The organism is Sporosarcina sp. NCCP-2716 (genome assembly GCF_023707985.1).
Taxonomy (GTDB): Bacteria; Bacillota; Bacilli; order Bacillales_A; family Planococcaceae; genus Sporosarcina.
On sequence record NZ_BRCF01000003.1, the window covers coordinates 167,123 to 190,944 of the forward strand.

The 23,822-nt window shown below is 53.7% G+C and carries 20 protein-coding genes; 4 read left to right on the forward strand and 16 right to left on the reverse strand.

Features of this window, described 5'->3' with window-relative positions:
- Positions 1–60: 60 nt before the first annotated feature.
- The 11 genes from hemA to NFU03_RS06630 form a co-directional block, all read right to left on the reverse strand.
- On the reverse strand, positions 61–1,425 hold the full coding sequence (hemA, locus tag NFU03_RS06580) for a glutamyl-tRNA reductase (RefSeq protein WP_251637200.1): 1,365 nt from the start codon (positions 1,423–1,425) through the stop codon (positions 61–63).
- Between the two features lie 238 nt (positions 1,426–1,663).
- On the reverse strand, positions 1,664–2,263 hold the full coding sequence (yihA, locus tag NFU03_RS06585) for a ribosome biogenesis GTP-binding protein YihA/YsxC (RefSeq protein ID WP_251637202.1): 600 nt from the start codon (positions 2,261–2,263) through the stop codon (positions 1,664–1,666).
- A complete protein-coding gene (lon, locus tag NFU03_RS06590) occupies positions 2,244–4,577 on the reverse strand; it encodes an endopeptidase La (protein ID WP_285835423.1) in 2,334 nt (777 codons plus the stop codon). Before lon ends, yihA begins: the two co-directional genes overlap by 20 nt.
- Positions 4,578–4,699: 122 nt before the next feature.
- Positions 4,700–5,965 carry an ATP-dependent protease ATP-binding subunit ClpX gene (gene clpX / locus NFU03_RS06595; RefSeq protein ID WP_251637204.1) on the reverse strand — a complete coding sequence of 422 codons (1,266 nt, stop codon included), beginning with the start codon at positions 5,963–5,965 and terminating at the stop codon, positions 4,700–4,702.
- A gap of 201 nt (positions 5,966–6,166) precedes the next feature.
- Positions 6,167–7,459 carry a trigger factor gene (gene tig, locus NFU03_RS06600; protein WP_251637206.1) on the reverse strand — a complete coding sequence of 431 codons (1,293 nt, stop codon included), beginning with the start codon at positions 7,457–7,459 and terminating at the stop codon, positions 6,167–6,169.
- Positions 7,460–7,562: 103 nt separating this feature from the next.
- A complete protein-coding gene (locus NFU03_RS06605; protein WP_251637208.1) occupies positions 7,563–8,540 on the reverse strand; it encodes a tetratricopeptide repeat protein in 978 nt (325 codons plus the stop codon).
- Positions 8,541–8,612: 72 nt separating this feature from the next.
- Positions 8,613–9,149 (reverse strand): hypothetical protein, encoded by a 537-nt coding sequence (locus NFU03_RS06610; protein WP_251637210.1) that lies wholly within the window; start codon positions 9,147–9,149, stop codon positions 8,613–8,615.
- Between the two features lie 54 nt (positions 9,150–9,203).
- Positions 9,204–9,659, reverse strand: coding sequence for a GNAT family N-acetyltransferase (locus NFU03_RS06615; protein ID WP_251637212.1), 456 nt, complete (start codon positions 9,657–9,659; stop codon positions 9,204–9,206).
- Between the two features lie 34 nt (positions 9,660–9,693).
- Positions 9,694–11,010: a globin-coupled sensor protein gene (locus NFU03_RS06620; protein ID WP_251637214.1), complete on the reverse strand. Its 1,317-nt coding sequence runs from the start codon at positions 11,008–11,010 to the stop codon at positions 9,694–9,696.
- Positions 11,011–11,236: 226 nt separating this feature from the next.
- On the reverse strand, positions 11,237–11,911 hold the full coding sequence (locus NFU03_RS06625; RefSeq protein WP_251637215.1) for a copper homeostasis protein CutC: 675 nt from the start codon (positions 11,909–11,911) through the stop codon (positions 11,237–11,239).
- Positions 11,912–12,049: 138 nt separating this feature from the next.
- Positions 12,050–12,565 (reverse strand): hypothetical protein, encoded by a 516-nt coding sequence (locus NFU03_RS06630; protein WP_251637217.1) that lies wholly within the window; start codon positions 12,563–12,565, stop codon positions 12,050–12,052.
- Between the two features lie 233 nt (positions 12,566–12,798).
- On the opposite strand from NFU03_RS06630, the gene NFU03_RS06635 reads away from it, so the two are divergent.
- The 3 genes from NFU03_RS06635 to NFU03_RS06645 are packed head-to-tail and all read left to right on the forward strand — an operon-like array spanning position 12,799 to position 16,973.
- On the forward strand, positions 12,799–14,292 hold the full coding sequence (locus NFU03_RS06635; RefSeq protein WP_251637219.1) for a phytoene desaturase family protein: 1,494 nt from the start codon (positions 12,799–12,801) through the stop codon (positions 14,290–14,292).
- Positions 14,289–15,833, forward strand: coding sequence for a phytoene desaturase family protein (locus tag NFU03_RS06640; protein ID WP_285835424.1), 1,545 nt, complete (start codon positions 14,289–14,291; stop codon positions 15,831–15,833). The genes NFU03_RS06635 and NFU03_RS06640 overlap by 4 nt, the downstream gene beginning before the upstream one ends.
- 18 nt (positions 15,834–15,851) lie before the next feature.
- Complete coding sequence (locus tag NFU03_RS06645; RefSeq protein ID WP_251637221.1) at positions 15,852–16,973, forward strand: glycosyltransferase family 2 protein; 1,122 nt, start codon at positions 15,852–15,854, stop codon at positions 16,971–16,973.
- A 77-nt stretch (positions 16,974–17,050) separates the two neighbouring features.
- Here NFU03_RS06645 and NFU03_RS06650 read toward each other — a convergent pair whose 3' ends face one another.
- Positions 17,051–18,223, reverse strand: coding sequence for a MalY/PatB family protein (locus NFU03_RS06650; RefSeq protein WP_251637223.1), 1,173 nt, complete (start codon positions 18,221–18,223; stop codon positions 17,051–17,053).
- Positions 18,224–18,415: 192 nt separating this feature from the next.
- Between NFU03_RS06650 and NFU03_RS06655 the strand changes: the two genes are divergently transcribed.
- Positions 18,416–20,437, forward strand: coding sequence for a penicillin-binding transpeptidase domain-containing protein (locus NFU03_RS06655; protein ID WP_251637225.1), 2,022 nt, complete (start codon positions 18,416–18,418; stop codon positions 20,435–20,437).
- 54 nt (positions 20,438–20,491) lie between these two features.
- Here the strand turns inward: NFU03_RS06655 and NFU03_RS06660 are convergent, their stop codons facing one another.
- The 4 genes from NFU03_RS06660 to NFU03_RS06675 all read right to left on the reverse strand — a co-directional run bounded on the left by NFU03_RS06660 (position 20,492) and on the right by NFU03_RS06675 (position 23,451).
- Positions 20,492–20,869 carry a DUF5412 family protein gene (locus NFU03_RS06660; RefSeq protein WP_251637227.1) on the reverse strand — a complete coding sequence of 126 codons (378 nt, stop codon included), beginning with the start codon at positions 20,867–20,869 and terminating at the stop codon, positions 20,492–20,494.
- 102 nt (positions 20,870–20,971) lie between these two features.
- Positions 20,972–21,778, reverse strand: coding sequence for a cytochrome c oxidase assembly protein (locus NFU03_RS06665; protein ID WP_251637229.1), 807 nt, complete (start codon positions 21,776–21,778; stop codon positions 20,972–20,974).
- A complete protein-coding gene (locus tag NFU03_RS06670; RefSeq protein WP_251637231.1) occupies positions 21,765–22,265 on the reverse strand; it encodes a DUF2243 domain-containing protein in 501 nt (166 codons plus the stop codon). The genes NFU03_RS06665 and NFU03_RS06670 overlap by 14 nt, the downstream gene beginning before the upstream one ends.
- 172 nt (positions 22,266–22,437) lie before the next feature.
- Positions 22,438–23,451 (reverse strand): LLM class flavin-dependent oxidoreductase, encoded by a 1,014-nt coding sequence (locus NFU03_RS06675; protein WP_251637233.1) that lies wholly within the window; start codon positions 23,449–23,451, stop codon positions 22,438–22,440.
- Positions 23,452–23,822: the final 371 nt, after the last annotated feature.

Genomic DNA, 23,822 nt, shown 5'->3' on the forward strand with positions numbered 1-23,822 from the left:
AAAAAAGCCATTTCCGCATCGACCGGTTGAGACGCGGGATGGGAAATGACTAGGACAACCTCAATATGTCATATCAGGCTGCAGTCCGGCCGTTTGGGAAGCACCGGCTCCCTGTTCCGCTTTCTGCTGTTGTGCCTGCTTCGCTTTCTCCTGTTCGACCTCTTCAGCGATGCCGAAGATCGACTGGAACAAGTCCAGCTTTTCAGCAGCTTTCGGGTCGGATGCGAATTCCTTCGCCTGGGAGATCGGTTCTTTCAGCAGCTGGTTGATGATCGATTTCGTATGCTTGCTCAGCACTTTCTTCTCCCGATCGGTCAGGTCCGGCATTTTGTTCTCGATGCTCGCCATCGTTTCGGACTGGATGGTGAGCGCCTTTTTACGGAGTGCCGTGATGACCGGAACGACACCGAGTGTCACGAGCCATTCACTGAACAGCACGACTTCCGACCGGATCATCGTCTGGATCTCCTCCGCCGCACGCTTCCGCTCAGCGAGGTTCGCTTCCACGATGCCCTGCATATCATCGATGTCATAGAGGAACATGTTCGGCAGGTCCCCGATCCGCGGATCCATATCGCGCGGCACGGCGATGTCCACGAGGAACAGCGGTCGCCCTTTGCGCAGCCGCTCGACGAACTGCATGAGCTCGTAGTCGATGATGTAGTCTTTCGCACCCGTGCTGCTGATCAGTATATCGACGTCCAGCAGCGTACACTGCAGTTCCTGCAAAGATTTCGCGGCGCCGTCGAAACGGCCTGCGAGCTCTTCGGCTTTCGAGAATGTGCGGTTCAGAACAGTGATTTTGCCGACACCGCTGCCCTGCAGGTTCTTGATGGTCAGTTCGCCCATCTCGCCGGCACCGACAATCGCAATATGCTTATTCTTCAGCGAACCGAAGATCTTCTTGCCGAGTTCGACCGCTGCGTACGAGACGGAAACAGCGTTTTCCCCGATCGCTGTTTCCGCGTGGGCACGTTTCGCGACTGTGATCGCCTGCTTGAACAGTTCGTTGAAGATCGTGCCGGTCGTTCCGATCTCCTGCGCCGTGAGGAAACTATTCCGCACTTGGCCGAGGATCTGTGTCTCCCCGAGCACCATCGAGTCGATTCCAGATGTAACGGCCATGAGATGTTCGACAGCTTCGTTTTCTTCTTTGATGATCAGATGCTGCGCAAAACTTTCGACAGGCAGACGGAACCATTCTGCGAGGAAGTTTTTCACATAATAACGACCTGTATGCAGCTGATCCACGACGGCGTAGATCTCTGTCCGGTTACAGGTCGAGACGATAATATTTTCAAGTATGCTTTTTGTCGATTGAAGAGTTTTCATGGCGTGCGGCAAATCAGCTTCGTTAAACGAAAGTTTCTCCCTGATTTCTACCGGCGCTGTCCTGTGATTAACTCCGATTGCGAGAAGTTTCACTAGGGGTTCACACCTTTCGCGTCTATTTCCTGCTCTTTAGTATAGCACAGCCGGCGGGCAGGTCATGCCTGAATTATGGACAACCTATGACGGCTAGTTTCTGCACGAGCTCTTTGTAATAAGTATAAAGTATTTTCTCCCGCCTTGCCAATGGTCTGTTTTGCCATCGGTGCAGCCGGGAATAAAGCGCATGTAAAAACCGCAGGCCGCGTTTCAACCATGCGGACTGCGGTTTCGATTACTCCTCGTCAGCCGGCTGCATCCGGCTTTCGATCTCGGCCCAGACTTCCTCGACGCCGATTCCTTTTTCGGAAGAGAAGATGTAAAGCGGATCGTCGCCGAGCATATTGAGCGTCTGACGGACGATCTTCTTATGTTTGTCCCACTTCCCGCGGGGGATCTTGTCGGCTTTCGTCGCAATGACGATCGTCGGGATGTTGTAGTGGACAAAGAAATTGTACATGTTGATGTCATCTTTAGAAGGCGCATGGCGGATATCGACGATTTGCACAGCCGCGCGCAAGTGTTCGCGCCCTGTCAGATACCGTTCGATCATACCGCCCCACTTTTCCTTTTCCGTCTTGGATACTTTCGCGTAGCCGTAGCCCGGCACATCGACGAAGAAGAGCTGTTCTTCGATTTTATAGAAATTCAGCGTCTGGGTCTTGCCGGGTTTCGAAGAAGTCCGGGCGATGCTTTTGCGTCCGAGCATTTTGTTGATGAATGAAGACTTACCGACGTTCGAGCGTCCGGCTAGTGCGAATTCAGGCAGGCCGTCATCCGGATACTGTTCCGGACGGACGGCACTCATCACCATTTCAACGTTGTGTACTTTCATAACTTCGTTCCTCCAATGCGATCTCGAGCACCTGCTCGGCGTCGTCTGCCAATTTGAATGTCAGCTCGCTGCGTATTTCCTCCGGCACATCATCGATATCCCGTTCGTTGTCTTTCGGCAGGATGATGACACGCAGACCGGCGCGATGGGCGCTCAGTGTCTTCTCTTTCAGCCCGCCGATCGGCAGGACGCGTCCGCGCAGCGTGATTTCCCCTGTCATGCCGACCTCTTTGCGGATCGGACGGTTCGTCAATGCCGATACAAGTGCCGTGGCGATCGTCACGCCTGCGGACGGACCGTCTTTCGGCACAGCTCCCTGCGGTACGTGGATGTGGATATCGTTCGTTTCGTAGAACAGCGGATCTATGCCGAGACTCTCCGCACGGGATCTGACGTACGACAGAGCCGTCTGGGCGGATTCCTTCATGACGTCGCCGAGTTTGCCTGTCAGGATCAGTTTGCCTTTACCGGGCGATAACGATACTTCGATCTGCAGCGTGTCACCGCCGACCGATGTATACGCAAGGCCTGTAGCGACTCCGACTTGGTTCGTCTCTTCCGCCTGGCCGTGGCTGAATTTCCGTTTGCCGAGGAATGTCTCGAGCGTTTTCGTGCTTACCGTCACGCTCTTCCGCTTCCCGCCGGCGATGATTCTGGCGGATTTGCGGCAAATCCGCGCAATTTCCCGCTGCAGGGAGCGGACGCCCGCTTCCCGCGTATAGAAACGGACCAAATCAAGGATCGCCGGCTGCTGGAACTTCACCTGGGACTTGGTCAGGCCGTGTTCTTTCAGCTGTTTCGGAATGAGATGCCGGGCTGCGATCGCCTGTTTTTCCAGTTCAGTATACCCGGCGATCGAAATGATCTCCATCCGGTCGCGCAGCGGTCCGGGAATCGAGCTCAAGTCATTCGCAGTTGCGATGAACAGTACATTTGAAAGGTCATACGGCTCTTCTATGTAATGGTCGCTGAACGCGCTGTTCTGTTCCGGGTCGAGCACTTCGAGCATGGCGGATGACGGATCACCCCTGAAATCGTTCGACATCTTGTCGATTTCATCGAGCAGGAAGACAGGGTTGATGGTGCCCGCTTTTTTCATGCCCTGGATGATCCGGCCCGGCATCGCACCGACGTACGTCCTGCGGTGGCCGCGGATTTCGGACTCATCCCGTACACCGCCGAGTGAGATGCGTACGAATTTCCGGTCGAGCGACTCGGCGATCGATTTCGCGAGGGACGTTTTCCCGACTCCGGGCGGTCCTTCGATGCAGAGGATCGGTCCGCGGAGCGATTTCGTCAGCTGCCGGACGGACAGGAATTCCAAGATGCGCTCCTTGACGGTGTCAAGCCCTTCATGGTCTCGGTTCAGGATCATCTCCGACCGGTCGATATCGAGCTGGTCGACCGTGGCGTCTGACCAGGGCAGCGCAAGGAGCCAGTCGATATACGAGCGGATGATTCCGCTTTCCGGAGCGGCGGATGGTATTTTTTCAAACCGGTTCAGTTCCCGTTCCGCTGTCTTCTGCACTTCTTCCGGCATGCCGGCCTCCTCAATCTTCTCCCGCAGCGACTCGACTTCAAGCCCTTTGCCGTCTTTGTCACCAAGTTCGGTCTGGATCGCTTTCATCTGTTCGCGCAGATAGAATTCCTTCTGCGTGCGCTCCATCGCTTCCCGCACCCGCTCGTTGATGCGCTGTTCGAGGTTCATCACTTCCTGCTCGTTGAACAGGCGGCTGATGAGCCACTCGAGCCGTTCGTTGACGTCGCGCGTCTCCAAGATGTCCTGTTTGGCACGGATTTTGAGTGGCAGATAGGAAGCGATCGTATCGGCGAGGCGCCCGGGTTCCTGGATGCCTGAAACGGAATCGTACGCTTCTTCGTTGACGCGCTTCGAGATGGTCGTATATTTCTTGAAATGGTCAAGGAGCGTACGCATGAGCGCCTCGGTTTCCGCGTCGACCGCGGTCGAATCCGGATAGCCGCTTACCGAGACGACAGGATAGAGATCCGCCTCCTCGTAGTTCGACCACGTCGCACGCTCGATCCCTTCGATCAGCACCCGGTAGGCGCCGTTCGGAAGCTGGGTCATCGATTTGACGAGCGCCAGTGTGCCGAGCTGGTACAGGTCGCCCGGTTCAGGGTCTTCTTCGTTCATGTCGATCTGAGTTGCTAAAAAGATCACATTATCGTTAGCGATTGCATGTTCAATCGCGAAAACGGACCGTTCCCGGCCCACGTCAATATGTAAGGTCATCGTCGGGTAAATCAGGATCCCTCTTAACGGAAGAAGAGGAATTGTATGTCGCACTGCCACTGAACCGTCACCTCCACTACTAAATGTATAACAAATTATGTATGACCGCAATATGGATAATGAGGAAAAAAGCTGACTCAATCGGCCCAAATGGCCCCGGTCAAGTCAGCTTCCCCATGCAGTTATGCTGTATGTTTTTCGTTATCGAGCTTCAGTTCCGTGCCATCTTCGCGATAAAGGATCGGTGTCCCCTCGCCAAGGACGGAATCCTTCGTGATCAGGCATTCCTTCACTTCTTCTAGTGAAGGGAGCTCATACATCACATCGAGCATGATATTCTCGATGATGGACCGCAGACCGCGTGCTCCTGTCTTCCGCTCGATGGCTTCCCGGGCGATTTCAAGTAGAGCTTCATCTTCGAAACGCAGTTCGACGTCATCAAGGCTGAGCATCTTCTGATACTGCTTGACAATCGCATTTTTCGGCTGTGTCAAGATCTGATACAGCGTATCTTCGCTCAGCTGTTCGAGCGTCGCAATCACTGGCAGACGGCCGATGAATTCCGGAATGAGACCGAATTGCTGAAGGTCTTCCGGAATCATGCGGGAAAGCAATGATTTTTCTTCGTCGGAAGCATTCGGATCCGATCCGAACCCGATGACTTTCTGGCCGATACGACGTTTGATGATCTCTTCGATGCCGTCGAAGGCACCGCCGACGATGAACAGGATATTGGTCGTGTCGATCTGGATGAATTCTTGATGAGGATGCTTCCGTCCGCCTTGTGGCGGTACGCTCGCAACCGTCCCTTCAAGAATCTTGAGAAGGGCCTGCTGGACACCTTCACCGGAAACATCGCGTGTGATCGACGCGTTCTCCCCTTTGCGGGCGACTTTGTCGATTTCATCGATATAGATGATCCCTTTTTCCGCACGTTCGATATCGAAATCAGCGGACTGGATCAGTTTCAGCAAGATATTTTCGACGTCTTCGCCGACATAGCCGGCTTCCGTCAGTGATGTCGCATCCGCAATGGCGAACGGGACGTCCAGGATGCGCGCAAGTGTCTGCGCGAGAAGCGTTTTCCCGCTTCCGGTCGGCCCGATCAGGACGATGTTCGATTTCGCAAGTTCGACATCATCCACTTTGCTGCCGGAGTTGACACGCTTGTAATGGTTATAGACCGCAACGGACAGCGATTTCTTCGCGCGGTCCTGACCGATGATGTACTCATCGAGGATGGACTGGATCTCTTTCGGTTTCGGGACATCCTTGAATTCGAAACCTTCTTCGAGGCCGACTTCCTCTTCCACGATTTCAGCACACAGTTCAACACATTCGTCACATATATAAACCCCTTGCCCTGCGACAAGCTTGCGGACTTGGTCCTGCGTCTTGCCACAGAACGAACAGCTCAAATTGTCTTTTTCATCGTTAAATTTGAACAAATTGCTCACCCCTATTCAGTGAAATCTTACAAGATTCCATCTGCATTATCAACTTATTTGTCCTGTTGCAATATGTACACGGCGTTCCGGCCGCGTGTGGTGCCTATTGAAATTCAGTCCAGCGGCTGGTTTTATCCGCCATGCCGATATATAGAAAAGCAAGGTACGGCTGCTAGCGTACCTTGCCTGTGGTTCAGGTTATTATTCAGCGTCCGAGATTTTCGCATTGTCGACGAGAAGCTGGACTGTTTTGTTGAAACGAAGGTCGTTTTCAAGCATTTCCGTGCCGCCAAGAGCGGTTTTGATCTGCTCGATGTCCATGTTGAACTGCTCGGACATTTTTGTGAGTTCTTCGTTGATCTCTTCTTCAGTAACTTCGACGCCTTCTTCTTTACCGATCGCTTCCAACGTGAGCGAAACGCGTACACGGTTGACTGCATCGTCATGCATCTGCTGGCGCAAAGCTGCTTCATCCTGACCCGAGAACTGGTAGTACAGGTCAAGGTTCATGCCCTGCATCTGGAGACGCTGGCCGAATTCCTCGAGCATACGGTTCGTTTCAGCATCCACCATTTCTTCAGGAACTTCAAATTCCGCGTTGCGTGCTGCCGCTTCGACGAGATCGTCGCGAAGTGCTGTTTCAGCTGCGGACTGCTTTTCGAATTCAACGTTTTCGCGGATTTTCTTGCGGAGCTCGTCCACTGTTTCCACGTCTTCGTCCATTTCTTTCGCAAGTTCGTCGTCAAGTTCAGGAACTTCTTTTGCTTTGATTTCGTTCACTTTCACTTTGAACACTGCAGGTTTTCCTGCGAGTTCAGCAGCGTGGTATTCTTCAGGGAATGTCAATTCGACATCTTTCTCGTCGCCTGTTTTCAGTCCGATGAGCTGCTCTTCGAACCCTGGGATGAACGAACCGGATCCGATGACGAGGTCATAGTTCTCCGCTTTCCCGCCTTCGAACGCTTCGCCTTCCGAGTAGCCGTCGAAGTTGATGTTCGCTGTGTCGCCTTCTTCGATGGCGCCATCTTCTTTGACGACCATTTCAGCCATTGATTCGCGGCGTGTTTCGAGCTCTGTGTCGATTTCTTCGTCCGTTACTTTTGTTTCCTGGCGTGTCGCTTCGAGACCTTTGTAGTCTCCGAGTTTCACTTCAGGCTTCAAAGGAACGATTGCTGTGAAGACAACCGGCTCGCCTTTTTCAAGAGTTTCGATGTCGATCTGCGGTGAAGCGATCGGCTCGAGGCCTTCTTCACGGACTGCTGCATCGTATGCTTCAGGAAGCACGATGTCGATTGCATCGTTGTAAAGCGCTTCTTCTCCGTACATTTTAGTGAACATTTTACGCGGCATTTTCCCTTTACGGAAACCTGGTGCGTTCACCTGCTTGACCACTTTCTTGAATGCCTGGTCCATCGCTTCTGTGAAGCGCTCCGCTGTTACTTCAAATGTCAACTTGCCTTTGTTACCTTCTTGTTTTTCCCATTTAACTGCCATTTGTCATACCTCCGAATCATAGTGACGACTATATTTTGTACTGTTTTATACGCCATTGACAACCATCTCAGTATATCACAGTCTCTTCATCTTTCAACAAATTTCATTCAGCCGCTTGGCCGGTGTCCTGATCGACGCTCAGTATGAGCTGCTGGAGAGCTGTCGGGGGAAGCGGGTTTCCTTCAAACAGATAGGAAGAATAGTTCGTATATGCTTCCGCTACCGCTTCAGCAGTTGCCCCCCATCCGACTGGATAACTTATGAGGGCGAATTTCCTCACCGACTCCTCCATCAGCTGCAGCCGGGTCGGGTCTTTGTCGAGGTTCTGCCGGAGCAGACGGCAGACGGCCTCTGTCAGCTCATCCTCCCCCGGCGCCGGCAGTTCAGCCGGGATGATGCAGAGTCCGCGGCCGAATTTCACGATTGCGATCTGCTCGGTGCAGCCTGTGTTCCTGAGTATCACAAGCGCCGCTGTCCTAAGTATCGCAGGCAGTTCGTCGGATTGAGCGACCTTGATCAGCAATGGCCAGTCCTCCTCGGAAGCCTGCTTTTCCAGCTGAGCGAGCAGCTGCTGGCGTCTGTTTGGATCCATGTCGAGAAATGACTGCATCGTGACTTTTTCGCGCACCGGTGGTTCTGCGTCCTCGGCGAACCGGCTGGTGAGGCGGCCGTTCAGTTCTTTCAGATAGATGAACTTCTGGCGCAGATCAGGCGGGATGATATTTTCCTCAAGCAGCGCACTGATGATCTCCTCGACTTCTTCATAGTCCTGCAGCTGTATGCTGACGGCGAGATACAGTTCCATCGCTTCGAAATAATCTGCCGGATCGCTCTGGACCCAGGCAGCCGCGTACGGTTTCGCCTTGTCGAAATCTTTCGTTTCATAGAGTGCGACTGCCAGCAGGCCGGGCAGTTCCGGGAGTTCCGGCGCAAGCTCAAGAAGCTGTTCGCAAACGCGGACAGCTTCCCCGAAGTCTTCCTCCTGCAGTGCGTCTTCAGCCCGTTCCAGCAGCCGTTCCACAGTGCCCGGGAAAACGATCATATTGCCTTTCATATGGAGATTCTTCCGCTTTCGTTTCACGTCCGTCACCTGCTTTCATGGATACTATACCACAGCAGCGGGACGGGATACACTCATGCGGCGCCTTCCTTATCAGTCTTTCGGCGGCACGAGCACTTTCTCGACTTCCACCCCTTCGTAACTCAGCCGGTTTTCGATCGGCTGCATGAATTTGAAGAACAGCTGGTTGACAATCATCGTCAGTTCCGTCTTGTCTCGGAAGGTGAACGTGAAGGTCGAATCGCCGTCCTTGCTTGGAACTGACCTGTAGATTGCCTCATCGGTATTGCTCCATTCATAGTGATGGGTAGTGAATGACAGGACCGGGCGGTAGTCGATGCCCTGATCCGTCAGTTTCGTGTAGTGCAGCCCTCCCAAATAGAAGCAGAACGCTGAAGCGATCACAAGCCCCGCTCCAATGAGCAAGGACTTCTTCTGCAGGCTCATGGCGAACAGTACGAAACAGGCGGCGATGAGCAGCACGAAGGCGACCGCATAGACAGCATAGACGCCTTTCGAGACAAACACGAACCACGCACCCGCCCTGAAATAGAGCGAATTGGCGATGAAGTTCGGCAGCAGGAAAACAAGGACAGGCGACAGGATGAGCAGCGCCACCCCGATCACCATGAAAATATGCTTACGTTCGGTATGAATGATAATCCACTTCCCTTTATCTCTTTGTTATCCGGCAAATTCCATCTTATGCGTCGTCTCAGCTTCCGAGTCGTCGAATTCGAAGCCGTTATGCCGGTAGAAGGCATCCGCTTTCGAAGACTCCGTTTTGACGGTCAGCTCACGGAAGTTATCTTTCGCATGCCGGACAATCTCCTGCAGGAGCAGTGAGCCCGCACCGTTCCGACGCTCTTCTTCGAGCACATAGAAACGCTGGAGGCGGCCGGTCTCCGGATCGCCGCCTGGCACCGGGAACCGGTTGACCCCGCCGATCGCGATGACGTCCCCCGCATCATTTCGGACAGCATACAGGGCTTCCCCGGGCTTGGAGAAGGTGTTGACCCCGTCCTTATAATCTTCTGCAAGGCGTGTTACAAAGCGATAGCCTTCCGTTTCACTTTCGGTAATGAGTCGTTCGATATCGAGTGTGTTCAAGTCGTCCACGTGTTCCACTGTATACGTCATGATGTCCTCTCCTCCGTTGGTTTGATTAGGTGATTCAGGCATTGGCTGCGGCACGGTTGAGCGATTCAGCCGAAGCTGCGACTTCACTGGTCGATTTCCGTATGTCCGCTACGGTGCCGGTCACTTCGTTCATCTGGCGCTGCACGTGCACGACGACTGCGCTGCTCTTGTCGATCGACTCCACGACATCATGGAAAGCCTCAGTCGTCTGGCTGGAAGCGGCTGCCCCTTCACGGACCGCCCTGCTGACAGATTCCAGGTTTTCAAGCACCTGTTCCTGGAAGCGGTTCGACGTCTGGATGAGCTGGCGGATATCAGCGACAGAACTTTTTGTTTGCTCGGACAGCTTCCGGACCTCCTGGGAGACTACGGCGAACCCTTTTCCGTGTTCACCGGCGCGTGCTGCCTCTATCGCAGAGTTAAGCGACAGGAGGTTCGTCTGATCGGCAATTTCCTGAACGATGCCGATGACATCCGTGATTTCGCTGAACGATTCGCCAAGCTCGCCGATGCTCGCGGTCATGCTTGCCGTGAACTGCTCAATGATCGCAATCTTGCCCGACAGCTCCTGCAGCCGCTGCTGACCTGCGTCCACGGCTGTCTTGGCACGGACTGCCTGTTCATTGCTGTCCCCCGCGGTATCACTGACATTGCGTATCGTCGCGCTGAGCATTTCCGCAGCTGCCTGCGTCTCTTCGGCCAATGCCACGAGCCCTTCACTCACATCGAGCATCGTATTTTGCAATCCTTGCTTGCCGCTCTCGAACTGCGAATGGAGCTCTTTCTGGATCTCATCGTCGTAGGCTTCCAGAACGAGCTGTTGCTCGAAGCTGATCATCTTATTGACAGCCGACAGGACACGCTGCATGTCCGGCGGATTGTCCATCTCCCTGAATACGACGGCCAGCATCGTGTCCTGCAGGTTCTGGAAGGCGCCCATATATGCAGACGGCGGCAGGCCGAGCCGGTAATGGGTCTTCGCGACAACAAGCTGCCGGCGGATGAAATCTTCGTCGATCACCCCGTCGAACATCTCGGTGATATGCGTCTTAAGTGCGTTTCGCAAGTAGTCCTGTGTCGTATTGTCTTCGATCATCTTTTGCAATGCCGGCACTTGAAGGATCGTGCCGTAGAAATTGTCGACAAGCTCATCCCCATACTGCCGGATCAGCGGCTGGATCAGCTGCAGCGCCTGCAGATCATTTTCGGTCATGCTGATGATGTGCAGTTTCCGCTTGGTCTCTTCATCATCGATCCGGATGTCTGTCTGCAAGGCTGCAGCTCTTTCAGTGAAGTCCGGCATTTTGCGCGGTTTGGCGGAACGGAATAACAGCAAACGATTCTCCTCCATCAATAGGTTCTCTTTTATCAGATTGTCTTTTTCAGGCACCAATGGGTCAAGTAATATGTAAAAATCTCACAGCCTCTAGTAGATTCGATACAAGACTGTCAAATACCTCTTTTTTCAGAAAATTATTTTAGGTACCTGTGCAGCAAACAATCGTGTTTGTTTCAACTATCCCATTTGTTCAAACTTTCATGATTGTTTCGCGTACAGGTACCTAACTCACAGGTACCTAACCCACGATTTGCCGGATCACTTGGGGGTCGATCGGCTGGTTGAAACTGTTGCCGAACCGGATCCCTGATCCGAAGTGGACTTCAGTAATGCCGGTGTTTTCCAGGAATCGATCCAGCCCTTCGGCAGTCATCCCGTGGCCGGCAAGGATGGTCAGTGACGTGCCTGCTGCTTTGACAGCTAGTCGTTTCAGCTGTTGAACAGATTGCGGAGCCGGCGCCTTACCGCCGGACGTCAGCACACGCTGGATCTCCGGGTAGGAGGCGAGGACGCCGACAGCGCCGAGCTGGTCAGCGATTTCGTCGAATGCTCGGTGGAAGGTGATGTTTAGGCCCTCGGCTGCCTGGATCAGGCGCTCCAACTTTACCGTGTCGATATGGTTTTCATCATCTAATACACCGATGACAATTCCGGCTGCGCCTGCCCGCCGTATGTGTCCGATGTCCGACAGCATCACTTGCATATCCGCTTCGCTGTAGACAAAGGAGCGGCTGTGCGGCCGGACAATGACATGCACCGGAATGTCAACCGCCCCGACGACTTCCTCTATCAGACCAAGGCTCGGGGTAAGTCCTCCTTCGGTCAGTGCAGCACAAAGCTCCAGCCGGTCCGCGCCGGCCTGTTCAGCCGTCAGCGCATCCTCCACACTGGTCGCAATCACTTCAAGTAACATGGCGTCAGTCTCCTTTTTCGGTATCTTTTTTTCCGGTGCCTGTGCAGCAAACAATCATGTTTGTTCCAATTAACACGTTTGTTCAAACTTTCATGATTGTTTCATGCACAGGCACCATTCACTCTTCGAACCTGTTCGTTATTTCAACTGTAGTTTTGAAGTCCACCAGCCCAATATGTTCGTAGCCTCAACTCGGTACTTATCAGTTTCTAGTGCCGCTTCAGTTTTGACTAGCAGCCACTTAAACTCACGCTGCTGGATAGCAGATATTTCCCCTCGCAATGTATAATCATTTTCCCCTTCCACTTTAAGACATTCGATCCCTGCACAATAGATACCATATTCCTCTGTCAAATAAGTATCGAACTGGACAGGGTTTATCGGCACTTGGTAAAGCGAAGCGAAAAACAGCGCAATGCCGGTCCAAAGAACTTTATTCCATAATGAAACAACTGAAGATAAGAGTAATCCGGCCGCACAAACAGCAAAGAACCACATGGCAGCCGAAATATGCAGGAAGACAGCCAGACTGAAAGATACGATGAGGCAAAAGATCAGATAAAGAACTAAAAAGTCTTCTTTCTGTTTGAAAAACAAGGTATAGAAACTATACCCGGTAACCAATAGGAATGTGATTAAACTGAAGGCATCCATTATAGTTTCTCCTAACTGTCAGAACAGCCTAATGCACGGTGAATATTCCAAGTTATTCTGAATAACACGTTTATTTAAACATTCACGATTGTTTCGCGCACAGGTACCGCCTTTTCAGCATTTGACTCAATCGTATCCAATCCCCTCCACCAAATCAATTTAATTTTTTCCATTTTTCCGACGTTCTGATATACTCGGGTGTAACTTGCTCGAATGGAAAGGTGATGTGCCTTATGGAAAAACAGAAACGTGTCTTGGTGATCGGCGGCGGGCTCGGGGGGCTGTCGGCAGCCATTTCGTTAGCCCAGAGCGGCTATGATGTCTCCCTCTACGAAAAGAACAGCCATATCGGCGGGAAGCTGAACCGTCTCGAACAGAATGGTTTCGGGTTCGATCTCGGACCATCCATCCTCACGATGCCGCGCGTCTTTGAACGGCTGTTTTCAGGGAGCGGCAGACGGATGAGCGATTATGTCCCGACCATGCGGCTGAATCACCAGTGGCGGTCGTTCTTCCCGAGCGGCACGGTCATCGATCTGTATGAAAACCTGCGCGACATGGAGACGCGGAACCCCTATCTGTCAAAGAAAGATATCCGCCAGTACAGGAAACTGCTCGACTACTCGAAGAATCTCTACGAAACGATCGACAAAGGTTATTTCAAAGAAGGCCTCGACACGACACGCGAAGTCGGAGAATTCCACGGAGTGCTCAGTACGTTCAAGAACTTCGATCTGTTCTCTACGGTGCACGAAGCGGTCGAGAAACGGATCAGCAATCCGCAATTCGCAGACATGCTGTCGTATTACAGCAAGTATGTCGGTTCTTCACCGTACGATGCGCCTGCCCTGCTCAATATGATGATCTACATGCAGCAGCACGAAGGCGCCTGGTACGTCCCTGGCGGCATGAACCGGCTCGCAGAAGGTCTCGTCCGGCTCGCCAAGGAAATCGGTGTCAAGATCCATACCGGCCAGGCGGTCATCCGGCTCGACAGGCAGGACGGCAAGATTACGGGAGCCATCCTTGAAGACCGGACAAAACTGACGGCGGATTACTATGTCGCCAACATGGAAGTGATCCCGCTCTATGAACATCTGCTGCAGGAAGACGAAAAATACGTGGACAAGCTGAAGAAAAAATACGAACCGGCGAGCTCAGGGATGATCATGCACCTCGGCGTCAAGAAGCTGTACCCGCAGCTGGCCCACCACAATTTCTTCTTTGCAAAAGACCAGAAGAAGCAGATGAAGAAGATCTTCCACGAACGCAAACTGCCTGACGATCCGGTCATCTATCTCGTCAACACGAATAAGACCGACCCGTCACAGGCGCCGGAAGGCCATGAAAACATCAAAGTGCTCCCGCATATCCCGTTCATCCAGGACGAGCCGTTCACGCGCAGCGACTACGAACAGTTCTCAGAGCGCGTCTTCACGAAACTCGAAAGGATGGGTCTGACTGATCTCCGGAAGAACATCGTCACGTCGGACATCTGGACGCCGGAAGATATCCGCCAGACGTACTGGACGGACCGTGGCGCGATCTACGGGACAGTGTCCGATAAGAAGATGAACAAAGGGTTCAAGCACCCGAAACAGAGCGAACTGTACGATAATCTGTACTTCGCCGGCGGCACGGTCAATCCGGGCGGCGGGATGCCGATGGTGACGCTGTCCGGGCAGCAGGTGCGCGACAAGATCGTCGCACGGGACAGCGGGAGATGACACAGTACACTTCCCCATCTGTAAAGAAAAAAGTTGCGGTCATCGGCGCAGGTGCAGCAGGGCTCGCTTCCGCCATCCGGCTGCAGCACGCTGGTTATGAGGTAGGGATCTTCGAGAAAGAAGCGACTCCCGGCGGGAAGATGAACAGGATTGAACTTGACGGCTACCGCTTCGATCTCGGGCCTTCGCTCGTCATGCTGCCCGATGTGTACCGCGACGTCTTCCGTTCGTGCGGAAGGGATCCCGAAGCGTACATCCCGATGGAGAAGCTCGATCCGATGTACCAGGTGTACTTTCCGCGGCAGTCCGATGAACCGATCCCGGTGTCAGGCGACCTCGTCAGCTGGACACGCACGCTCGAATCGCTCAGTCCGGAAGACGCCGCCGGGTTCCTGCGCTACCTCAGTGATATGTACAAAGGCTTCCAGGTCGCCTGGGACAGCATCATCCAGCGGCCTTTCCGGAGGAGCCGGGACTTCTACAACCTGGCGATGCTGAAAAAAGGGCTGTCAATGAAAGCCGGCGGGAGCGCCCATCAGTTCATCGGCAAATATATTTCCGACGAGCGCATCCAGCAGATCATCAGCTTCCAGACGCTCTACATCGGCATCTCGCCGCTGCAGAGCCCGTCGTTCTATACGATGATCCCGGCGATCCAGTTCCTGTACGGTGTCTGGTTCCTGAAAGGCGGCATGTACTCGATGACGCTCGCGATGGAACGGCTGTTCAAGGAACTTGGCGGCACTCTGCATACGGGGACGCCGATCGATGAAATCGTGATCGAAGATGGTCGGGCAGCCGGCGTGCGTGTCGGCCCGGAGACCGTATCTGCTGACTTTGTCGTCTGCAACGCTGACTTCCCGTATGCCATGAAACAGCTCGTGACCGATCCTCAGGCGAAAGGAAAGTACACGGACGCCAAGATCGAGCAGATGGAGTATTCGTGCTCGTGTTTCGTCATGTACCTCGGCATGGACCGGAAGTACGACGAAATCGATCATATCCATAACTTCATATTCGATGCCGATCTTGAGACGAACATGACGGACATATTCGAGGGGAATGAACTCGAGAGAGCTTCCTTCTATGTCTACATCGCCTCGAAACTCGATCCCTCGCTTGCACCGGATGGCAAGGACGGACTGTACATCATGATGCCCGTCTCGAATAGTGCTGCCGCACAGTATGAATGGAATGACGAGACGATCGCCGGATACCGTTCGTATCTGCTGAACACATTGAAGACGATGCGCGGATTCGAGAACATCGAGCAGGAGATCGTCGTGGAGAAGCATTTCACGCCTCTCGACTTCGAGTCGTCTTTCAATGCCTACAATGGTGCGGCGTTCGGCCTGCTGCCGACGCTGTTCCAAAGCAGCCATATGCGGCCGCAGAGCAAATCGCCGACGTGTGAGAACTTGTATTTCAACGGCAGCAGCACCCATCCCGGCGCCGGTGTTCCTATCGTCCTGCTGTCGGCGAAGATCTGCGCCCAGGAATTGATCTCGGATGATCAGGGGATCCTGTTCGGATATGACTGATAGGAAGGAGGCGGCGGGATGGCTGTCATCGACATTGTGAACTGGATACTTACCGTGATTGCACTCGGCGCGGGATTCCTCATGTTCTGGCGGCTGCCGGTTCCGCAGACGAGAGCCGCAAGCGGCGCCGTTCTGCCAAAAGTGACGCTCATCGTCCCTGCCCGCAACGAAGAACAGCGGATCCGCCCGCTGCTCGAATCCCTGCAGCAGCAGACGCACCGATCGTTCGACCTGCTTGTCATTGATGATGATTCAACGGACAGGACAGCAGAAGTTGTTTCTGGTTTTGGCGCCAAAGTGATCCGCAACCAGGCGGATCACTCAGGTGCCGGGAAATCTGCGGCCTGCTGGCGCGGTGCGCAGGCGGCGGAAGGTGACTGGCTGCTGTTCCTCGACGCCGATACCCTGTTCGAACGGGAGACGGGTCTCGAAGATCTGCTGCTGCAATATAAGGATTTCGGTGCTTCCGGAATCCTTTCCGTCCAGCCGTTCCATACGGTTTATCGGCCGTATGAGAACCTGTCAGCCGTCTTCAATATCATCGTCGTCGCCGGCATGAACCTGTTCACCATCTGGAAAGACCGGTTCCGTACGGCTGGTTCGTTCGGTCCGTGCATCCTCTGCAGCCGGGAGGACTATTTTCGGATCGGCGGCCACGAAGCCATCGACGGAGCGATCATGGACGATCTCGCACTCGGCGAAGCGTTCCTCGAAGGCGGCCTTCCCGTCCGCTGCATCGGCGGTAAGGGCACCATCTCGTTCCGCATGTATCCGGAAGGGTTCAAAAGCATGGTCGACGGCTGGTGCAAAAGTTTTGCACTCGGCTCACAGTCGACGCATCCGGCAGTCATGGCACTGGTCATCGCCTGGATTGCCGGCGCGTTCATCAGCGGTGCCGGGCTCGTTTCCTCGCTCATCGCAGGAGAACCCGTCCAGATCGCCGTCAGTGCAGTGTTGTACGCGGCCTACGCCTTGCAGACCGGCCTGTTCGCGCGCCGTGTCGGCAGCTTCCATTGGTTTTTCATCCTGTTCTATCCCGTCCTGTATATCTTTTTCGCAGCCGTCTTCCTCTATTCGCTGTTCCGCGTACGCGTACTGAAAACAGTCGAATGGCGGGGACGGAAAATCGACGTGAAATGAAATTAAAAGGTGCCTGTGCGTGAAACAATCATGAATGTTTAAACATTCACGAATGTTTGCTGCACAGGCACCTTCTTTTATCGGGAATTGACGGCGCTGCGGATTTGTTCCGCTGCTTTTTCGACGATGGAACGCGAGCAGGCGAGGTTCATGCGGACGAACCCTTCGCCGCCCGGACCGAACACTTTCCCCTGGTTGAGGGCGACGTGCGCCTCCGACAGGAAGAATGTTTCGAGTTCTTCGGGTGTCATGGCAAGCTCGCGGCAGTCGATCCAGGCGAGGTACGTCGCATCGAGCGGCAGTACCTTTAAAGCTGGCACATGCTCGGCAAAGTACTTCGTGATGAACTGCAGGTTGCCCTGGACGTAGTCGAGCACGTCCGCGAGCCATTCCTCCCCTTCCGTATAGGCGGCTTCGGTCGCCACAGGGCCGAACGAGTTCGGCATTCCGATCGCATTGCGGTTCGTTTCCGCTTCGAACTTCTCCCGCAGACCCGCGTCCGGGATGATGATGTTCGAAGTCTGCAGTCCCGCCAAGTTGAATGTCTTGCTTGGCGCAGTGCACGTGATGCTGTTCGCTGCGAACCGGTCGGAAATCGAAGCGAATGGCACGTGGCTGCCCTGTTCGAAAACGAGATCAGAATGAATTTCATCTGAAATGACAACGATGCCGTGCTCCAGGCAGATATCGCCGAGCGTCTCGAGCTCTTGTTTCTTCCAGACCGTGCCGCCCGGGTTTTGCGGGTTGCACAGCATGAGCAGTTTCACGGATTTATCGAGTTTCGACTTCAGGTCGTCGAAGTCCATCGAGTAGCGCCCGTCTGATTCTTTCAGCGGGTTGAACACGACTTCCCTGCCGTTGTTCTCCGTCGTCGACATGAACGGATAGTAGACCGGCGGCTGGACGATCACTTTGTCCCCCGGTTCCGTATATGCCTGGACAGCTAGGCTCAACGCCGTTACAACGCCAGGACTGTGGCAGATCCATTCGCGCTCGACCGTCCAGTTGTGGCGGGTCTTCATCCACCGAATGATGGATTCGTAGTAGCTGTCATCGCGCGTCGTATAGCCGAAAATCCCATGTCCCGCTTTTTTCGCGACCGCTTCCGCAACAGCCTCTGGCACTTTGAAATCCATGTCCGCCACCCAGAGCGGCAGCAGGTCTTTCGCGCCGAACAGCCCCTCGGCGCCGTCCCATTTCACACTCGAGCTCTTCATGCGGTCAATGACCGTATCGAAATCATGCTTCATCATCCATTCCCCTTCCGCTTCGCTTGTAGTCGTAATCCATTTCACCTCCATCGTACCGGTTCGGCCGTTTAGAGTACAAAAAAGATGCCTACCGGTTTCCAGTAGATTGCCTCTGACGATTCCTTTCTCGGCTCCCGTCTAGTACAATTGGTGTATGCAGGGGAATCAGGATTTCGGACTGGAGGGATTTTCATGAATAAATTCAAATTACTGCTGATGGCAGCCGCGGTTCTTTTGCTGCTGTCAGGATGCTCGAAGAAAGAGACGCCGGATGAGCGGCTGCAGGCGTATGTAGGCCTGTGGAATGACCAGAAGTTCTCGGCTATGTATAAGGACTATATAAGCAGCGAAACGAAAAACGTGTTCGCCGAAGATGAATTCGCTGAGCGCCAGGAAAAACTGATCAAGGACCTGGCGATCAGTGATCTGAAGGTGACTGCCGACAAACCGAAGGAAGACACGGAGTGGGATGAAGATAAACCCGCCGTCTTCACCATCCATGTAGCGATGGAGACTACAGCCGGCCCTGTCAAGTTCGATAAGGAACTGACGATGGTGTACGAGGAACAGCAGGAGGAGAAGCATTGGTTCGCCGACTGGGATCCTTCGTTCATCCTACCGGGAATGACCGCGACAGATACGGTTCAGGTGCAGACGACGAAAGCGGTGCGCGGAAAGATCTTCGACCGTCACGGCCACCCGATCGCAATGAACGGGACGGGCTTCGAAGCCGGGATCGTACCTGGTAAGTTCACGGATGCCGCGCGGAAAGCAGATGTCGCAAAGTTGCTGAACGTCAGCACCGAATACATCGACAAACAATTGAACCAGGCGTGGGTGCAGCCCGATTATTTCGTGCCGATCGCGAACGTGGCGAAGACGAATGAAACCCTGCTCACCAAGCTCATCGAGATACCGGGACTGACCTATCAGGAGACGAGCATGAGGGAATACCCGTATGGCGCCGCTCTCGCCCATCTCGCAGGCTATATCGGGCCGATAACGGCGGAGCTCCTGGAAAAGCATAAGGACGCCGGCTATACGGAATCCGATCTGATCGGCCGGCAGGGGCTCGAAAAGATGCTCGAGGAACGGCTGCGCGGTGAAAATGGCGCAGGCATCTATCTGAAAGGTCCGGAAGCGGGCGCCACCCTGCAGAAAGTGGTCGTCAGGGACGCAGTCGACGGTGAGAACATCACGCTGACGATCGATGCCGAACTGCAGAAGCAGGCATTCGACGCGATGCGCGGCGAACCGGGAGCGGCGGCTGCAGTCGATCCGATGACCGGAGAAACACTCGCCCTCGTCAGTTCGCCGAGCTTCGACCCGGCGGAATTCATGCTCGGCATAAGCGGGGACCGCTACAAACAGCTGTCGGAGGATCCGAAGCAGCCGCTGTTCAACCGGTTCGCGGCTTCGTATGCACCAGGTTCATCCATCAAGCCGATCACCGCAGCGATCGGTCTGGAAGCGGGCACGCTCGATCCGGCCAAAGGGCTGCCGATCAACGGAAAGACCTGGCAGAAAGACAGTTCTTGGGGCGCCTACCGTGTGACCCGTGTCCACCCGGAAGCCCCGAATCCGATCGATCTGAACAAAGCGCTCATCTATTCGGATAACATCTATTTCGCTCAGCAGGCGCTCGCACTTGGGAAGGAGAAGTTCATCACCGGCTTGGAAAGCTTCGGATTCGGTGAAGAGATTCCGTTTGCGCTGAATCTGTCCCCTTCACAGATTTCGAACGACGGCAAACTTGCTTCCGCAGGCCAGCTCGCAGATACGTCGTTCGGCCAGGGGCAGATGCTCACGAACATTCTGCATCTCGCAGCAATGTATGAACCGATCGTGACGAACGGGATCATGTACAAGCCGACACTGTTCGAAGAGGAGAAGACGCAGCAGGTGTGGAAACAGGATCTGCTCAGCAAGGAACACGTGGACATTTTGAAGACGGACTTGCGCAATGTCGTATTGGATGGATTCGCCCAGAAAGCGAATTTGCCGGATATCCCGATCGCCGGCAAGACCGGCACGGCGGAACTCAAAAAATCCGGGGAGGAAAGCGGCCAGGAAAACGGCTACTTCGTCAGTTACAGGACCGATCATCCGGACTTCCTCCTCGCGATGATGATCGAACACGTCGAGGACAACAACGGCAGCGGCTATGTGGCCGAGCTTTCGTCAGCTGTGTACAACGCCTATTATAAGAAATGAAAGAAGCGCCTGTGCCTCATTTAGAGGGACAGGCGCTTCCGTTTTTAATTCTGTTTACGGATTGCGATAGTCGTATGTCTCCTTAGGGACGCGCAATTCTACGGCATTTATGCGGACAGTATCCGGTGCTAGCCATTCCGTTTCGGCAGACTCCCCTTTTGCCCAGTAGATGATCTTGCTCCTATTCGGCTTTTCGGAGTCCGTCAACTCGCCCGACAGCATGAACGGTACAGTGGCCCCGCCGTTATTTCTGTAGACCGTCAGTGTATATCGATCATCCGGCGACTTGCTTTCAAGAATCCTCTCCTCCGTCGGCACGCGCTGCAGATCGAAGAACAGCCAATAGACCGCGAAAGCTGCCAGCCCCGCACAAACGAGCAAATAGCAGATGACAGCTGTCCAGACTGGATGTTTTTTTGGAAATGAAACCATGATCTCCTTCCTCGCTTTTTTTTACTGACTAGTATGACGACAGACGGCCTTCCAAGTTCCCCTCCGCCGGATGAATGATCATGTTCTGCTTTAATCATCTCACTACTGACTTATAACTGGCCTTGTTCGAGGCCGGGTTGCTCTAAACCATTGTAAACAAAGTATGAAGATAATAACAATGTCGATGACATCTCCGCCATAATACATGAGCATGCCTCCAAGTCGGCCTTGTTCTGCAGGCACTCCATCAGGCGGGTTCGCGTAAATGTATTTTGACAGAATTCCATGTCCGGCTAAGGCGATAACAAACACGATGGCTCGGTATAGAAAAGGGGTTCGGTGAGGATTCGGATCAATATAGATCATTGACACTGTAAATAAATAGCCAGCTAAAAAGACATGAAAATGCACGAGCAGATGCACAAGGACACTCTTGTTCATAAGCGCGTATAGATCGGTAGTGTATAATAACCAAAGCCCTCCTATGTTAAGAAAGGACGCAACTGCCGGATTGGTCAGCAATTGTGATGGCCGGCTCCTTAGAAGCTTTGAGACCCCTCTCGCACGAGGAACACTCAAAGTTCTCAATAAAAGAGTCATCGGCGCAGCCAGTGCCATAAGCAATGGCGCAAGCATCCCCAGAAATAAATGACCGAGCATGTGAGCTGCGAAGTCTGCATGTGCACGCTCAGCCACCGGACCTGCAACTGCGATAATTGCGAAAAGAATTCCGAAAATCCAGCAGACAGTACGATACAACGGCCATGCTTTGTGTCGTCTGCTGGAAACCACTGCCGCAATGAGATACACAAATAAGGCCAACACAAACGGAAGGGCCAAGAGCAGCTGGGGCATTGTTCCAACTAGGTGAGTCCCATCGGTATGCAGAACATGGTTATTGCCGTTCATGTGAGTCATCCTTATCCGGTTGTTGTCTGTTTCTTGTCTTAAAAATAAGGCTGAGGCCGATGATTATCAGTAAAACAGCTAGTATGTTCCAGATCAGGTCATAGATGATGACATTCTCTACATACCGAATCTGGTGGATCCGCATCAGTTTATGCTGGATTGTACCATCATATAATTGAAATCCTCCGGTACCGACCAACACCCCTCCCCACCATCTCGTGATCCGCAATGCATTACGTCGCCGAAGATCGGCGAACATGAACAGTCCTCCAATTGTAGCAAACCAACTGAAAGCGTGAAAAAGACCATCTGAGATAAGTCCGACCTCGGTCGTCGATTTGTCGTAAAAATGATGCCAGCGAAGTAATTGATGGAACACAGTCTCATCTACAAATGCAGCAATGCCAAGGCCGAACAAGAAGCCTGACCATAGATTTCGGCTTGAGTGAATAGATTGACCTGTATTTTCACGACCGTCTCTAACCATTTTTCTTCTCCTTTTAAACTGCAGAAGTGAATAAGTTTAGTATATCCTTCTATCAACTCACTTAAACAGCAGTTATTTAAGGCCGGGTGATAAATGTATCCATTAAATTAAAAACCCGCTGTTCCCCTTCTTACGGGAGAAACAGCGGGTTCGCTTTATGGTTACAGATGTTTTAGTCCATCAATTCTGCGATGATTTCAAACGAGCGCAGGCGGTCTTCCTGGAAGAATACCGGCGAGCTGAGGATGAACTCGTTCGCTTTGGTTTGGTTCAGGAAGGCTTCCAGGTCCCGTTTGACGGTTTCCTTACTGCCGACGATTGTTGCCGGCGACTCGAGCATGGCCGCTGCAGACGCCTGTTCGGACGGGGTCCAGAACGATTTCGGGTCTTTCAATGGCGGTTTGAACTGCGTAGGTCTGCCGATACCTAGGCTCAGGAACTGCTGCTGGAGCGACGTCGCCAAGTACAGCGCTTTTTCGTCCGTTTCGGCGGCGATGATGCTGACACCGAGCATAGCGTACGGAGCCTGCAAGTGTTTCGACGGCTTGAAGTTCTGATGGTACAGCTGCATCGCCTGCATGACGTATGCCGGCGCGAAATGGCTCGCAAATGAAAACGGCAGTCCGAGCTGAGCTGCGAGCTGGGCACTGAAGCCTGACGAACCGAGCAGCCAGATCGGAATGTCCTGTCCCTCCCCCGGGAATGCCCGGACACGCGCATTCGGCTGCGGATCAAAATACGAGCGGAGTTCCTCCACTTGCTGCGGGAAATCTTCGCCGGTGCTCTGCAGCGTACGGCGCAGCGCGTATGCTGTCGCCTGATCGCTGCCCGGCGCCCGGCCGAGGCCGAGATCGATCCGGCCCGGATAGAGGGCGTCGAGCGTGCCGAATTGCTCTGCAATGACGAGCGGCGCGTGGTTCGGCAGCATGACGCCGCCGGAGCCGATCCTCATGCGTTCCGTCTTGCCAGCGATATGGCCGATCAGCACGGATGTCGCGGAACTGCCGACGCCCGGCATGTTGTGGTGCTCCGCGAGCCAGTAGCGGTTGTACCCGAGCTTTTCGGTATGCTGGGCGAGCTCCACGCTATTTTGAAATGTTTCTGTCGGGCTGCCACCTTCGTTGATCGGTGCGAGGTCGAGCACGGACAGCGGGATGCCGTTGAATGTTTTGGATGTTGACGTCAATGAAACCACTCCTCATCGCCCGTTTCGGTAAAGTTGAAACGAACTTACTTTTGGTAACCTAACGTCAATTTACTATAGTTTTGGGTGGGAATCAAATGAGAAGATCTGGCTCGTTGGCATGGGCTTGAGCGTTTTGTGTGGCTGCTTGAGCGTTTGGGCGCGGGCTTGAGCGTTACGCGTGGCTGCTTGAGCGTTTGGGCGCGGGCTTGAGCATTTCGTGTGGCTGCTTGAGCGTTTGGGCGCGGGCTTGAGCATTTTGTGTGGCTGCTTGAGCGTTTGGGCGTAGGCTTGAGCGTTTCGTGTGGCTGCTTGAGAGTTTGGGCGCGGGCTTGAGCGTTACGCGTGGCTGCTTGAGCGCCGGAGACCTTTCC